9 protein-coding genes and 1 other RNA gene are annotated in these 15,553 nt (G+C 60.0%); 4 read left to right on the forward strand and 6 right to left on the reverse strand.

Annotation, left to right across the window (positions count from 1 at the left end):
- The first annotated feature begins 360 nt into the window (after positions 1-360).
- Complete coding sequence (locus HKK52_RS10625; protein ID WP_007933342.1) at positions 361-675, forward strand: helix-turn-helix domain-containing protein; 315 nt, start codon at positions 361-363, stop codon at positions 673-675.
- Positions 676-822: 147 nt separating this feature from the next.
- Entirely contained in the window at positions 823-1,731 is a 909-nt protein-coding gene (locus HKK52_RS10630) for a DUF2167 domain-containing protein (RefSeq protein WP_169370787.1), read from the forward strand.
- Positions 1,732-1,917: 186 nt separating this feature from the next.
- On the opposite strand, the gene ffs is transcribed toward HKK52_RS10630, so the two are convergent.
- The 6 genes from ffs to HKK52_RS10660 form a co-directional block, all read right to left on the reverse strand.
- An RNA gene (gene ffs, locus HKK52_RS10635) (signal recognition particle sRNA small type) lies at positions 1,918-2,014 on the reverse strand.
- 281 nt (positions 2,015-2,295) lie between these two features.
- Positions 2,296-3,459 (reverse strand): zinc-binding metallopeptidase family protein, encoded by a 1,164-nt coding sequence (locus HKK52_RS10640; RefSeq protein WP_169370788.1) that lies wholly within the window; start codon positions 3,457-3,459, stop codon positions 2,296-2,298.
- A gap of 149 nt (positions 3,460-3,608) precedes the next feature.
- A complete protein-coding gene (gene ligA, locus HKK52_RS10645; RefSeq protein ID WP_169370789.1) occupies positions 3,609-5,969 on the reverse strand; it encodes an NAD-dependent DNA ligase LigA in 2,361 nt (786 codons plus the stop codon).
- A gap of 127 nt (positions 5,970-6,096) precedes the next feature.
- Positions 6,097-6,951, reverse strand: coding sequence for a cell division protein ZipA (zipA, locus tag HKK52_RS10650; protein ID WP_169370790.1), 855 nt, complete (start codon positions 6,949-6,951; stop codon positions 6,097-6,099).
- Positions 6,952-7,210: 259 nt separating this feature from the next.
- A complete protein-coding gene (gene smc, locus HKK52_RS10655; protein WP_169370791.1) occupies positions 7,211-10,699 on the reverse strand; it encodes a chromosome segregation protein SMC in 3,489 nt (1,162 codons plus the stop codon).
- Between the two features lie 2 nt (positions 10,700-10,701).
- A complete protein-coding gene (locus HKK52_RS10660) occupies positions 10,702-11,361 on the reverse strand; it encodes a GntR family transcriptional regulator (RefSeq protein ID WP_169370792.1) in 660 nt (219 codons plus the stop codon).
- A gap of 266 nt (positions 11,362-11,627) precedes the next feature.
- On the opposite strand from HKK52_RS10660, the gene xdhA reads away from it, so the two are divergent.
- Together xdhA and xdhB are read left to right on the forward strand one after the other, a co-directional pair.
- Entirely contained in the window at positions 11,628-13,082 is a 1,455-nt protein-coding gene (gene xdhA, locus HKK52_RS10665; RefSeq protein ID WP_169370793.1) for a xanthine dehydrogenase small subunit, read from the forward strand.
- Positions 13,075-15,471, forward strand: coding sequence for a xanthine dehydrogenase molybdopterin binding subunit (xdhB, locus tag HKK52_RS10670; RefSeq protein WP_169370794.1), 2,397 nt, complete (start codon positions 13,075-13,077; stop codon positions 15,469-15,471). Before xdhA ends, xdhB begins: the two co-directional genes overlap by 8 nt.
- Positions 15,472-15,553 lie beyond the last annotated feature (82 nt).

Below are 15,553 nucleotides of genomic sequence, written 5' to 3' on the forward strand. Positions count from 1 at the left end.
AGAGATGTTTTGAGACGGACTGCGCAGAGACACGTAATCACTCCATGGACAGCAGTTGATGGCCCCGGGACAGCAGAAGATCAACTAGGCTAAAAGGCCTCGGGCAAGCTGCAAACAGCGACCCAGGTAACGTTTTGCAAGGCATCCGAGCCACGCTTGGCTTCTCCGCACAGCCGACATTGGAACGCAATGCAGGCTGTTTCTTATCGCCTCAACTTCTGAAAGCAGGTCACCAAATGCCCCCTTCGAGCGGCGATTCTACGAAATGCATCACATTTTGCAAAGCAAGGTGATGGATCATGCAGTTGTCTAATGCAAAAATCTATCGTTAAGTTCTTGATTCTAAATGGGAATTGAGCGATGCAAATTTCAAGTTTGGGTCCGGCCATCCGACGCTATCGCAAGGTCGCGGGGCTTACTCAGGCTGAACTCGGCGAAAAAACCGGTTTTGACCCCAAAACCATCAGCCGCTTCGAAACCGGCACCTATACCCCCAGCGTGGAAGCATTGTTCCTGCTTGCCGATGTGCTGGGCGTGAAGCTGAAAGCGTTTTTCGCAGATTTGGGCGATGAAGACGAGCAGCGGGCGTACCTGTTCAGCGTCATACATAAAGCCACCCCGAAGGATCTGGGAAAGCTGATCGCAGCGGTTGACCAGGCCTTGTCCAAGCCTTAGTGCCAGTAATAAAAAAGGCAGGTTTGTCGAAAACGACATTCCTGCCTTTTGTTTATCCGGACGCCAGAATTAGTCTCGAAGAGCGTGCGTCAATAATGGCCATCCGATATCCTTGCACGAAATTAATTCAAAATGTAAGGGACTACGATGAAACACCTCCGCCCATTCTTAATGGCTGCACTGCTGTGCGCCCTGCATAACCCCGCACAAGCGGCCAAAGCTGCCCAGCCAGCACCCGTTGAAGCGGCACAGGTCGAGCAAACACCCGAACAGTTTCTCGCCAGCCTCAAGAAGCAGCACGGCACCATCACCCTGCCCTCCGGCATTGCGACGATGAAACTCAATGACGAGTTTTACTACCTCGATCCGAAAGACACCGAGCGCTTGCTGACTGAAGGTTGGGGCAACCCGCCCGGCCACGAGACCTTGGGCATGATCATTCCCAAAGCCGTGAACCCGCTGACCGCCAGCGGCTGGGGCGTGATCGTCAGCTACAAGGACGACGGGCATGTCTCCGACGAAGACGCGGCGAAAATCGACTACGCCGACCTGCTCAAGCAAATGCAGGAAGAAGATGAAGAAGACAACAAAGAGCGCCAGAAGCAGGGCTATGCCGCTCTGCATCTGCTGGGCTGGGCCGAGCAACCGCATTACGACGAAGCCAGCCACAAAATGTACTGGGCGCGGGAGCTGAAAGCCGACGACGCCGAGGGCAGCACACTGAACTACAGCATTCGGGTGCTCGGTCGCAAAGGCGTTCTGGAATTGAACGCGGTCGCCGCCATGGCGGACCTGCCGATGATCAAGCAGGAACTGCCGAAAGTCATCGCCTTCACCAACTTCACCGACGGCAACCTGTACACCGACTACAGCCCTGCCACCGACAAACTGGCGTCTTATGGCCTGGCGGCACTGGTGGGTGGCGGTTTGGCGGCCAAGGCCGGGTTGTTTGCCAAGATCGGCATCTTCCTGCTGGCGGCGAAGAAGTTCGTGATCATAGGGCTGGTGGTGGTTGCAGGCTTCGTGCGCAAGTTGTTCAGCCGCAATAAAACGTAAAGCGAATGTCTTTCCGAGCTGCCGGGTGATGCCGGCAGCGCGGAATACGCAAACGGCAGGCGAGACAAAACCGCCACAGGACAGCGCAACAGGCAAACAGAAATAAAAGAATTTTAGAAAGAGGCGTATCGAAGGGTATTGCGCGCGCCAGCCTCGACTCCGAGGACATGGGCGTTATGGAGGCAACCCCACCAGCCACACCCCGGCACACAATGTTCCCGCTGTGGCTGCTTCCTTCCGGATCTGACCAGGTTCACGGGTAATCGTTGCGGGGGGACCGATGGAGTCACCATAACGACATTCACCTGACGGCGAACGGCGCCATTGTACCTATCTGAGACGAAGTTACAACCGTTCGATCCAGATTAAAAATATGAATCAGGTCAAGGACATGCGAAGTCCCCGAAAACCCGCCGTGTAGCAGCTGGCGAAGCCTGCGTTCGGCTGCGCAGCAGTCGCTAATAAGGCACACACAGTTTGCCTGGAAAACCGCGGCGCTGGATTTTACGACTGCTTCGCAGCCGAACGCAGGCTTCGCCAGCTGCTACACAGGTTGCGTCGTGCCTATTGCACCAACACCTCATCCGCCCGACCGCCCTCCTGCTGGATCACCAGATGGATAAAGTGCAGCTTGGCGATCACCGCTGGTGGCAGGACGAACGGATAGAAATCCGGCTGGCCCATGCTGCGGGACAACTCGTTAAGCATGCCGGCCAGTTCGATCCATGCATTGACGAACGACAGGAACGCCACGCCGCCGGGATGCTGGGGGTCATAGAGGGTGCTGGAAGGGAATGGCTGGTAATCGAAGTCCATCTCCCGGGCGCTCATGCCAAAGCCCAGGGCGGTGTCCACGGCGTCCATCATGTGCAGGTAGTGCGCCCAGGTTTCGGCCCAGTCTTCCCAGGGGTGCATGGTCGCGTAGGCGCTGACGTAATGCTGCTGCCAGTCCAGCGGCGCGCCTTGTAGGTAGTGGCGCTCAAGTGCATCGGCATAGCTGGCGCGCTCGTCGCCGAACAACCCACGAAACGGCTCCAGCCATTGGCTGTTAGCGATCAATCGGTCCCAGTAGTAGTGCCCGACTTCATGGCGAAAGTGCCCGAGCAGCGTGCGATAGGGTTCGTGCATCTGCACTCGAACCTGTTCGCGGTGAGCGTCGTCGGCTTCTTTTATATCAAGGGTGATCAGGCCGTTTGCGTGGCCGGTGGTCGGCGGCTTGCCTTCGAGGTCGATGCCGATGAAATCGAAGGCCAGGCCGGTTTTTTCGTCCACGGTTTTCGGGATCACTTGCAAACCGAGGCTGACCAGTTGCGCGACCAATCGCCGCTTGGCCGTCTCGACCTTGCGCCAGCGCTCAGGATTTTCGGGGATCGATAGATCAGGAATGGTGTGGTTCAGGCTACAGGCGATGCACAGCGCATCGTGGTCGTTGGCCGGCAGCAGCCAGTTGCAGGCCGCCGGGGTATCGAGATTGGCGCAACGGCGAAACACACCCGCCTCGGGATCGGCGTCGAGCAACCAAGTGTCCGCTTGCGGGCCGGGCTGCAGGGAGGACAAACGACTTTGTTCCGGCTGATAGCCCAACGCCGCCGAGCAGGCCAGGCACTGGCTGTTGCGAAAGAACAGCGACTGCCCGCAGCGGCAATGCCAGACCTTGCTGTTGCGCGAGCTCTCGCCGATGAAGGGCGCGGCGATGCGGGAACTGAGCTGTTCGAAGAAACGGTACATGGCGAACTCTCCCTGAGGGGTGCCAAGACTAGATCATTTCAGCTAGCCGATCGTTCCCACGCTCTGCGTGGGAATGCTTCAAGTGACGCTCCGCGTCACAGGGACGCGGAGCGTCCATGGCGGCATTCCCACGCGGAGCGTGGGAACGATCACTCGACCGAAATACCGTGCTGCTTCAGAAACTCGACAAACGCCTCTTCATCCAGCACTTTCAAGCCCAGTTCATTGGCCTTGGCCAACTTGGAGCCCGCCCCCGGCCCCGCCACCACGCAATGGGTCTTGGCCGACACCGAACCCGCGACCTTCGCCCCAAGGCTCTCAAGCTTGTCCTTGGCCACATCGCGGCTCATCAGTTCGAGCGAACCGGTCAGCACCCAGGTCTGCCCGGCCAGCGGCAAACCTTCGACGACTTTCTTTTCGCTCAACCAGTGCATGCCGAAATCACGCAACTGCTTCTCGGCGGCTTGAGCAATGTGGCGATTTTCTTCAACGGCGAAAAAATCCCGAACCGAGTTCGCCTGCTTCTCCGGCAAGGCCTGACGCATATCCAGCCAATCCGCTTGGAACACCCCTTCCAACGAGCCAAACTTGTCCGCCAGCTTCTGCGCCCCGCCCGGCCCCACCGAAGGAATGTGCAGCTTGTCGAGGAAACCGCCCAGCGTGGTGCTCGCGGAAAACTCCGCGCCCAACTCGCCCTGATCCTGAATCTGCAAACCATGCTTGAGCAAATCCGCAATCACCTGCCGGTTATGCGCATCTTCAAAGAAACTGTGAATCTCGTAAGCCACTTCCAGACCGACATCCGGCAAGTACGTCAGCACTTGCGGCAACGCCTGCTGAACCCGCTCCAGCGAACCCAGGGAGCGCGCCAGTACCTTGGCCGTCTCTTCGCCGACATCGGGAATACCGAGGGCGTAGATGAAGCGCGCCAGGCTTGGCTGCTTGCTGTCTTCGATGGCGCCGAGCAGTTTTTTGCTCGACAGCTCCGCAAAGCCTTCCAGGTCGACAATGTCTTCGAACTTCAGGGCATACAGATCGGCCGGCGAACTCACCAGGCCTTCGTCGACCAGTTGCTCGACGCTCTTGTCGCCCAGGCCTTCGATGTCCATGGCGCGACGGGAGACAAAGTGGATGATCGCTTGCTTGAGTTGCGCACCGCAGGCCAGGCGCCCGACGCAGCGGTACACCGCGCCTTCGCTGACGGTCTCGCGGCCCTTGCTGCGCTTGACCAGTTGCGTGCGCTCGACATGGGAACCGCACACCGGGCACTTCTCGGGAATCTGTACCGGTCGGGCATTCTCCGGACGGCGCTCAAGCACGACTTGCACTACTTGCGGAATCACATCGCCAGCGCGACGGATGATCACCGTATCGCCAATCATCAAGCCCAAGCGCGCGACTTCGTCCATGTTGTGCAACGTTGCGTTGGCCACGGTCACGCCCGCGACCTTGACCGGTTTCAAGCGCGCGACCGGCGTCACCGCGCCCGTCCGACCAACCTGGAATTCCACGTCGAGCAGCTCGGTGAGCTCTTCCATCGCCGGGAATTTATGGGCAATCGCCCAGCGCGGTTCGCGCGCGCGGAAACCCAGCTCACGCTGCGAAGCAATGCTGTTGACCTTGAACACCACGCCATCGATTTCATAGCCCAGCGCGTTACGGCGCTCGCCGATGTCGCGGTAGTAGTCCAGGCATTCATCGATGCCGTGAGCCAGCTTCATTTCATGGCTGATCGGCATACCCCAGACCTGAAGCTGCTTCAGATTGCCAATGTGGGTGTCGGCAATATCAGCGGAAATCTGGCCGATGCCGTAGCAGCAGAACTCCAACGGGCGGTTGGCGGTGATCTTCGAATCCAACTGACGCAAGCTGCCGGCCGCGGCATTACGCGGGTTGGCGAAGGTCTTGCCGCCGACCTCCAGTTGCGTGGCGTTGAGCCGTTCGAAACCGGCCTTGGACATGAACACTTCGCCGCGCACTTCCAGGGTCGCCGGCCAACCGGTGCCGTGAAGCTTGAGCGGGATATTGCGCACGGTGCGCACGTTGACGCTGATGTCTTCGCCAGTGGTGCCGTCGCCGCGCGTGGCGCCGCGCACCAGCACGCCGTCCTGATACAACAGGCTGACCGCCAGGCCATCGAGCTTGGGTTCGCAGCTGTATTCCACCGCCGCGCCGCCACCGAACAAGTCGCCGGCCGGCAGGTCGAGGCCTTCGGTCACCCGGCGATCGAACTCGCGCATGTCGGTTTCTTCGAAGGCGTTGCCGAGGCTGAGCATCGGCACTTCGTGGCGCACCTGGGTGAATGCCGACAATGCTGCGCTGCCGACGCGCTGGGTCGGCGAGTCGCTGGTGATCAGTTCGGGATTGGCCGTTTCAAGGGCCTTGAGCTCGTGGAACAACCGGTCGTACTCGGCGTCCGGAATGCTCGGCTCGTCCATCACGTGATAGCGATAGTTGTGCTGATCCAGCTCAGCGCGCAGCTCTAGAATGCGGGTTTTGGCGGCGGTCATGGGTGTTCTCTCATAAAGCAAAAGAGCAGCCGAGGCTGCTCAATCTATACAAATCATTCTAGGAGCCAGGCTTGCCGGCGAAGGGGTATTGGAGATCGCCTTCGCCGGCAAGCCTGGCTCCTACAGATCAACGCTTCTGGGTCAGGGCGCGACGTTCGAATTCAACGATGCGCTGACGGTAGTGCTCAATGGTCTGGGCGGTCAGCACGCTGCGCTGGTCGTCTTTGAGTTCACCATTCAGCTCCTGGGACAGCTTGCGTGCCGCAGCCACCATCACGTCGAAGGCTTGCTTCGGATGACGCGGGCCTGGCAGGCCGAGGAAGAAGCTCACCGCCGGGGTGCTGAAATGGTCGATGTCGTCCAGATCAAAGATGCCAGGCTTGACCGCATTGGCCATGGAGAACAGTACTTCGCCGTTACCTGCCATGCTTTCGTGGCGGTGGAAAATATCCATCTCGCCGAAGCGCAGGCCGCTTTCCAGAATGTTCTGCAACAGAGCCGGGCCCTTGAAGCCGGCAGCGTCGCGGCAGATCACGCTGATCACCAGCACTTCTTCGGCTTGCGGTTGTTCCTTGTCGCTGACCGCAGGCGAGGACTTGCTGTCATCCGGGAAGTCGTCGTCACGGCTGCTGAAGCTCGGGCCGCCGTCCAGGTCCAGGCTGAGGTTCATGTCGCCCTGGGAAGGCTCGCCATGGCCACGCTTGCCGCGCTTGGAACCCGACTCACGGGTTTCCCGAGCCGGCATGCTCACCGACGGCAAATCGTGCTCGTCCAGTTGCGGCTCTTTATGGGTGTCCAGCACCCGAGGCGGGCCCAACAGCTCGGCGCTGGTGTCCTCGTCCGGCAGGTTGGACAGACTTCGGTCAAGACGGAATTTAAGTTTTCCCTTGCCGCCGCGCATGCGACGCCAGCCATCGAAAAGAATACCGGCAATGACAATAATGCCGATGACGATCAGCCACTCGCGCAGACCGATTTCCATGTAATCCCGTGCCTCTATAAAAAATGCTGAAAAATAAGGGGTTTACAACGTGCAAACCGCTTTAAAACGTGGCGCCAACTCTATGTTCTGACAGGCGTTTTGCCCACGTATACGAAAAATTGACATTAAACTAGCACGACCAAAGGCAACTTTACACCGTCTGTCACAATGGCTTGAGCGAATATGTCGATTGGCCAGCAAGTAAATACAAGTAAAAAGGTCTGACAACCCCGTGATACTTGTCCTACAAGCCTGCGACTCAGGCATCCACCAGCGCCATCGCCTCCTCGACATCCACTGCCACCAAGCGTGAGCAACCCGGTTCGTGCATCGTCACCCCCATCAGTTGATCAGCCATTTCCATGGCGATTTTGTTGTGGGTGATATAGATGAACTGCACCGTCTGCGACATCTCTTTGACCAGCCGTGCGTAGCGTCCAACGTTAGCGTCATCCAGTGGCGCGTCAACTTCATCGAGCATGCAGAACGGCGCCGGGTTCAACTTGAAGATCGCAAAAACCAGGGCCAATGCAGTCAGGGCTTTTTCGCCGCCGGAGAGCAAATGGATGGTGCTGTTCTTCTTTCCTGGCGGCCGCGCCATGATCGTTACCCCTGTATCGAGTAGATCTTCGCCCGTCAGTTCCAAATACGCGCTGCCTCCACCGAAAACTTTTGGGAAAAGGGCCTGTATTCCGGCATTGATCTGATCAAAGGTATCTTTGAAGCGGTTTCGGGTTTCCTTGTCGATCTTGCGGATCACGTTTTCCAACGTGTCCAGCGCTTCCACCAGATCGTCGTTCTGCGCATCCAGATAACGTTTACGCTCGGATTGTTGCGTGTATTCGTCGATGGCCGCCAGGTTGATCGCGCCCAGACGCGCAATGCGCGCGGCGATGCGCTCCAGCTCTTCCTCGGCCTCCTTCTCGTTGGCCTCGGCGACCAGGGTCGCGATCACGCCGTGCAGGTCGTAGCCGTCTTCCAGCAACTGATCTTCCAGGGTCTTGCGGCGCACGGTCAGGGCTTGCCATTCCATGCGCTGGTGTTCGAGTTGGCCGCGGATCAATTGCGATTGTTGCTCGGCCTGATTGCGGCGCTTCTCGGCATCACGCAATTCGCGGTCGGCATCTTCCATGGCCATTTGCGCGGTCTTGAGTTCTTCGTCGACGGTCATGCGCTTGTCGAGCAATTCCTCAAGCTTCAACCGCAACTCTTCCAGCGGCGCTTCGCCCTCCTCCAGGTTCAGACTGAGTTGCTCGCGCTTTTCGGTCAGGCGCTCGGACTGCATCTCCAAACGCTCAAGTGCCTGACGCGTCGAATCGTGCTGCGCCTTGAGCGAACCCAGGCGCACCGCCAGTTGATGCGCGTGATCCTTATGCTGCCGGGCTTCCTGACGCACCCGATCGAGGCGCTCGCGCAAGCTGTCGCGCTGGGCCAGCAGCAACTCGCGTTGCTCGGTGTCCAGCGCCATGCTGTCGAGGGCCTCCTGCAATTGCAGGCGCGCCTCGCCGATGTTTTCGTGTTCAAGTGCGCGCTGTTCGCCCAGCTCGGTGAGCTCTTCATCGAGGCGGGTGCGGCGCAGGGTCAGTTGTTCGGCCTTGGCTTTGCCGGCGGATAACTGCGCTTTTAATTCACCTTGCTGACGGGCTTCGTCTTGCAGCAGACGGCGCAGATGTTCGCGACCGTTTTCCTGCTGACGCTGCTGTGCCCGCAGGTTTTGTAATTCGGTTTCCAGGGTTTCGACCGTAGCTTCGCGCTCTTCGCGCTCGATGCCCAGGTTCTGGATTTCCTGGCCACGGGCGAGCACGCCGCTTTCCGCTTCACTGGCGCGACGCACGCGTAAAAAGTGCCGGCCAACCCAGTAGCCATCACGGCTGATCAGGCTTTCACCGGGCGCCAACTGACTGCGCAGGGCCAAGGCCTGTTCGAGGTTATCCACAGGCTTGACTTGCCCCAGCCACGGCGACAGATCAATCTGCGCCTCGACCTTGTCGAGCAAGCTGCCGGCCACGCGCACGCCATCGCTGGCGGGGCTGAGCAAGCGCAGATCGCCCTGGGCAAATCCGGCCAGATCGAAATCGCCAAAGTCATCCACCAGCACTGCTTGCAGGTCGGCGCCGAGCACGGTTTCCACCGCCAGCTCCCAACCGGCTTCAACCTTCAAGCCTTCGGCCAAGCGCGGACGGTCCGCCAGATTCTGTTCACGCAACCATTCGGCCGTGCCGGTGCCCGGATCGAGCGCGGCTTGTTGCAAGGCTTCCAGCGACGCGAGACGACCGTTGAGGCGCTGCAAATCGCCTTGGGCCTGTTGCTGATTTTGCAAAGCCAGCTGCAATTCCTGACGCAGTTGCTCAAGCCGTTCGACCTGAGCCTGTTCACTGGTCTGCAAATCCTCAAGCGTCGCTTCGGATTCAGCCAGTTGCTCGCTGAGCTCCATGATCGCCGCGTCTTCCGGGTCCGCCGAGAGCAACGCGCGCTCCTCGCCCAAACGCTTCTGCCGATCAGCCAGGCGTTCCATGCTGGTTTCCAGCTGCTGGATCCGCGACTGCTGCACTTCGGACTGGCGACGGGGCTCGGCGGCGGTGAGGTTGAACGTGTCCCACTGCTCCTGCCAGGCATGCATGGTGGTTTCGGATTCTTCCAGCGCGGCGGCGGCCTCTTCGGCGGCGGCGCTGGTGACTTCCTGCTCCGGCGTGAGCATGTCCAGCTCTTCGCCGAGGGTCAGCAGCAAGGTGCGGTCATGACCCAAGTGCGATTCGGTTTCCAGACGCGCGCGCTCGGCTTCCTTCAAATCGTCCTGCAACTGGCGCAAACGCTGCTGGCCGTGCTGGATGCTCTGCTCGACCCGGGCGATGTCGCCGCCGACCGAATAGAAGCGCCCCTGCACCAGATTGAAGCGTTCGGACAGGTCGTGGTGACCATCGCGCAGGCGTTCAATCGCAGCATCGGCGTTGCGTTGTTCGGCGACCAAGGCTTCGAAAGTGATTTCCTGGGTGCCGATGATCGCTTCGCGCTGGCCGACCTGTTCGTTCAACGCCTGCCAGCGCAACGCCGACAGTTGCGCCTTGAGCTGCCGCTCCTCGCCTTTATATTCCTGATACTTCTTGGCCGACTCGGCCTGACGATGCAGGCGCTCAAGTTGACGCTCAAGCTCTTCGCGCAGGTCGGTCAGGCGCGCAAGGTTTTCGTGGGTGCGGCGGATGCGGTTTTCAGTCTCGCGCCGACGCTCCTTGTACTTGGAGATCCCCGCCGCTTCTTCAATAAAGTTACGCAAGTCTTCGGGCTTGGCTTCGATCAGCTTGGAGATCATGCCCTGCTCGATGATCGAGTAGCTGCGTGGACCCAAACCGGTGCCAAGGAAGATATCGGTGATGTCGCGACGACGGCATTTGGTGCCGTTGAGGAAGTAACTGTTCTGACTGTCGCGGGTCACTTTGCGGCGAATCGAGATTTCCGCGTAAGCGGCGTATTCGCCGACCAGGGTGCCGTCGGAATTGTCGAATACCAATTCGATGCTGGCCTGGCTCACCGGTTTACGACTGGTGGAACCGTTGAAGATGACGTCGGTCATCGACTCGCCGCGCAGGTTCTTGGCCGAGCTCTCGCCCATCACCCAACGCACGGCATCGATGATGTTCGACTTGCCGCAACCATTGGGCCCGACCACCGCCGCCATGTTACTGGGGAAGTTCACCGTGGTCGGGTCGACGAAGGATTTGAACCCCGCCAGTTTGATGCACTTGAGCCGCACGCTTAAGCGACCGTCAGGGCGGAAACCACCAGATCGCAGCTGCGCTGGGCATACGCCGTCAGCACCTCGCGAATCTGCGGAAAGTCACGGGCGATCACCGCCGCGAGCAGGCGTTCGAACAGCTCCAGGAATTCGCTCATCTCGGCCTTGCGCTGTTCCAGGGCGAGGAAATACGCGCGGCTCATGGCCGGCTGCAGATTCTCGACGGTTTCCTGCAAGTACGGGTTGTTGGCGAACGGGTACGCGGCACGCATCACGCTGAAGCTGTCGTCGACGAACGTGCGAATGTCCTGGCGCTCGTAACTGGCGGCCAGGCGCTGCTGGATCTGCACGAACGGCGCCAGGTCGGCCTGGACCTGCCAACCGTTGGCCACGGCGTTGCCGAGCAAGATGTAGAGCTCGCTCATCAGCGTGCACAGGCTCTGGACCTTGTGCGCGGTGAGTTCGGTGACATGGGCGCCCCGTCGCGGCAGGATCGCGATCAGGTGGCGACGCTCGAGGATCAGCAAGGCCTCACGGACTGAACCGCGGCTGACATTGAGGGCCAGCGTGACCTTCTGTTCCTGGATGCGCTCTCCCGGCTTCATTTCGCCACGAATGATGCGTTCGGCGAGGTGGTGAGCAATTTGCTCGGCGAGGCTGTCCGGCGCCTTGAACGTCATGGTTGTCCTTCAAACTCTTCGATCTGCACAAGCGGCGCAGTGTAGCGCACTTGGTATGTCATGGCGGAGTGCCCACCCGGCGGTTTTTGGCACGAATTAAGCAAAAAAGCAGGCTAACCCGTGAGGGTCAATACTGATGGAACGCGCTGTTGATCGCCAAAACGGGTTTTCCTGACCTTTAAGTCAGAAAATCATTGACCGAAAAGTCAGACCTGATAAATTCGGCTCAATCGGTTAACAACAATAATGAGTCTGCGAGGCCTTCCGTGATCCAGTTTTTACTAAACCAGGAACTCCGTAGCGAGCACGCCCTGGACCCGAACCTGACCGTGCTCAATTACTTGCGCGACCATGTGGGCAAACCCGGCACCAAAGAAGGCTGCGCCAGCGGCGACTGCGGCGCCTGTACTGTGGTGGTCGGCGAGTTGCAAACGGATGACGATGGCCGCGAACACATTCGCTATCGCAGCCTCAACTCGTGCCTGACGTTCGTTTCGTCGCTGCACGGCAAACAACTGATCAGCGTCGAAGACCTCAAGCACCAGGGCGAACTGCACAGCGTGCAAAAAGCCATGGTCGAGTGCCACGGCTCGCAATGCGGCTTCTGCACGCCCGGCTTCGTGATGTCGCTGTTCGCCCTGCAAAAGAACAGCGACGAACCCGACTCCCATAAAGCCCACGAAGCGCTGGCCGGCAACCTCTGTCGTTGCACCGGCTATCGGCCGATCCTGCAAGCCGCCGAACAATCCTGCTGCGGCAAGCAACCGGACCAGTTCGATGCGCGCGAAACCGACACCATCGCCCGCCTGAAGGCCATCGCCCCCACCGACATCGGCGAACTCAACAGTGGCGACAAGCGCTGCCTGGTGCCGCTGACCGTGGCCGACCTGGCCGACCTCTACGACGCTTATCCACAAGCCCGCCTGCTGGCCGGCGGCACGGACCTGGCGCTGGAAGTCACGCAGTTCCACCGCACCCTGCCGGTGATGATCTACGTCGGCAACGTCGCCGAGATGAAGCGCATCGAACGCTTCGACGATCGCCTGGAAATCGGCGCCGCCACCGCCCTCTCCGACTGCTACGACGCGCTGAAAAGCGAATACCCGGACTTCGGCGAATTGCTGCAACGCTTCGCTTCCCTGCAGATTCGTAACCAAGGAACTCTGGGCGGCAACATCGGCAACGCCTCACCGATTGGTGACTCGCCGCCGCTGCTAATTGCCCTGGGCGCGCAGATCGTTTTGTGCAAAGGCGAAACCCGCCGCACCCTGGCCATCGAGGATTACTTCATCGATTACCGGGTCACCGCGCGCCAGGAAAGCGAGTTCATCGAAAAGATCATCGTGCCCCGCGCCAGCGCCGAACAACTGTTCCGTGCCTACAAGGTTTCCAAGCGTCTGGACGATGACATTTCCGCCGTGTGCGCCGCGTTCAACCTGCGCATCGACAACGGTGTTGTCGCTGATGCCCGCGTCGCCTTCGGCGGCATGGCCGCCACGCCAAAACGCGCGAAAAGTTGCGAAGCCGTGTTGCTCGGCGCGCAATGGAACAACGCCACCGTCGAACGCGCCTGCGCCGCCCTGGCCGAAGATTTCACGCCGCTCTCGGACTTCCGCGCCAGTAAGGAATACCGCCTGCTCAGCGCGCAAAACCTGCTGCGCAAATACTTCATCGAACTGCAAACGCCGCACATCGAGACTCGGGTGACCGCTTATGTCTAATCATCACGCTGTAGAGAAGACCCAAGCCGAACTGGCTGAACTGTTCGCCAAGGACTTGACCACCGGTGTCGGCCGCAGCGTCAAGCACGACAGCGCCGCCAAGCACGTGTCCGGTGAAGCGCAATACATCGACGATCGCCTGGAATTTCCGAACCAGTTGCACGTTTATGCACGGCTGTCGGACCGCGCCCACGCGAAAATCATCAGCATCGACACCCAGCCCTGCTACGCCTTTGACGGCGTGCGCATCGCCATCACTCACAAAGACGTACCGGGCCTGAAAGACATCGGCCCGCTGCTGCCGGGCGATCCGCTGCTGGCCATCGACGATGTGCAATTCGTCGGTCAAGTGGTGCTCGCGGTGGCGGCGAAAGACCTGGAAACCGCGCGCAAAGCCGCGATGGCCGCGATCATCGAATACGAGGATCTCGAGCCTGTATTGGACGTGGTGGAAGCCTTGCGCAAACGCCACTTCGTACTCGACAGCCACACCCATCAGCGCGGCGATTCGGCCGGCGCGTTGGCCACCGCTGAACACCGCATTCAGGGCACGCTGCACATCGGCGGCCAGGAACACTTTTATCTGGAAACCCAGATCTCTTCGGTGATGCCGACTGAAGACGGCGGGATGATCGTCTACTGCTCCACACAAAACCCGACCGAAGTGCAGAAACTGGTCGCCGAAGTGCTGGACGTGTCGATGAATAAAATCGTCGTCGACATGCGCCGCATGGGCGGTGGTTTCGGTGGCAAGGAAACCCAGGCCGCGAGCCCCGCGTGCCTCTGCGCGGTGATCGCGCACCTCACCGGCCAACCGACCAAGATGCGCTTGCCACGGGTCGAAGACATGCTGATGACCGGCAAGCGTCACCCGTTCTACGTCGAGTACGACGTCGGCTTCGACAGCACCGGTCGCCTGCACGGCATCGCCCTGGAACTGGCCGGCAACTGCGGTTGCTCGCCGGACTTGTCGGCGTCGATTGTCGACCGTGCGATGTTCCACGCCGACAACTCTTATTACCTCGGCGATGCGACCATCAACGGTCATCGCTGCAAGACCAACACTGCGTCGAACACCGCTTACCGTGGCTTCGGCGGCCCGCAAGGGATGGTCGCCATCGAAGAAGTGATGGACGCGATTGCCCGGCATCTGGCCGTCGATCCGCTGGCGGTGCGCAAGGCCAACTACTACGGCAAGACCGAGCGCAACGTCACCCATTACTACCAGACCGTCGAGCACAACATGCTCGAAGAAATGACCGCCGAACTGGAAGAAAGCAGCCAGTATGCCGAGCGTCGCGAAGCGATCCGCCGCTACAACGCCAACAGCCCGATCCTGAAAAAAGGCCTGGCGCTGACCCCGGTCAAATTCGGCATTTCCTTCACCGCCAGTTTCCTCAACCAGGCCGGTGCGCTGATCCACATCTACACCGACGGCAGCATCCACTTGAACCACGGCGGCACCGAAATGGGCCAGGGCCTGAACACCAAAGTCGCGCAGGTCGTGGCCGAAGTGTTCCAGGTGGAAATGGACCGCGTGCAGATCACCGCGACCAACACCGACAAGGTGCCGAACACCTCGCCGACCGCGGCATCCAGCGGCGCCGACCTGAACGGTAAAGCCGCGCAGAACGCCGCAGAAATCATCAAAAAACGTTTGGTGGAATTTGCTGCCCGCCAGTACAAGGTCAGCGAAGAAGACGTGGAATTCCACAACGGTCATGTGCGGGTTCGCGACCATATCCTGACCTTCGAAGCGCTGATCCAGCAGGCGTATTTCGCCCAGGTTTCGCTGTCGAGCACCGGGTTCTACAAGACCCCGAAAATCTTCTACGACCGCAGTCAGGCCCGTGGTCGGCCGTTCTACTACTACGCCTTCGGCGCGGCGTGCTGCGAGGTGATCGTCGACACCCTGACCGGCGAGTACAAGATGCTGCGTACCGACATCCTTCACGACGTCGGCGCCTCGCTGAACCCGGCGATCGACATCGGCCAGGTCGAGGGCGGTTTCATCCAGGGCATGGGGTGGCTGACCATGGAAGAACTGGTGTGGAACAACAAAGGCAAACTGATGACCAACGGCCCGGCGAGCTACAAGATCCCGGCCGTGGCCGACATGCCGCTGGACCTGCGGGTGAAGCTGGTGGAAAACCGCAAGAACCCGGAAGACACGGTGTTCCATTCCAAGGCTGTCGGCGAGCCGCCGTTCATGCTCGGCATCGCCTCGTGGTGTGCGATCAAGGATGCCGTGGCCAGTCTCGGTGACTACAAGCATCAACCGAAGATCGACGCGCCGGCGACCCCGGAGCGGGTGTTGTGGGGCTGTGAGCAGATGCGGCAGTTGAAGGCGGTGAAAACCGAGGAAGCCGAATCCGAGGTGGTGGTTTGATCGTTCCCACGCTCTGCGTGGGAATGCAGCCCGCGACGCTCTGCGTCGCATCGTAAACAGCGGACGCGGAGCGTCCAGAGAT

The sequence above is a fragment of the Pseudomonas sp. ADAK2 genome, assembly GCF_012935755.1.
Lineage (GTDB): Bacteria > Pseudomonadota > Gammaproteobacteria > Pseudomonadales > Pseudomonadaceae > Aquipseudomonas.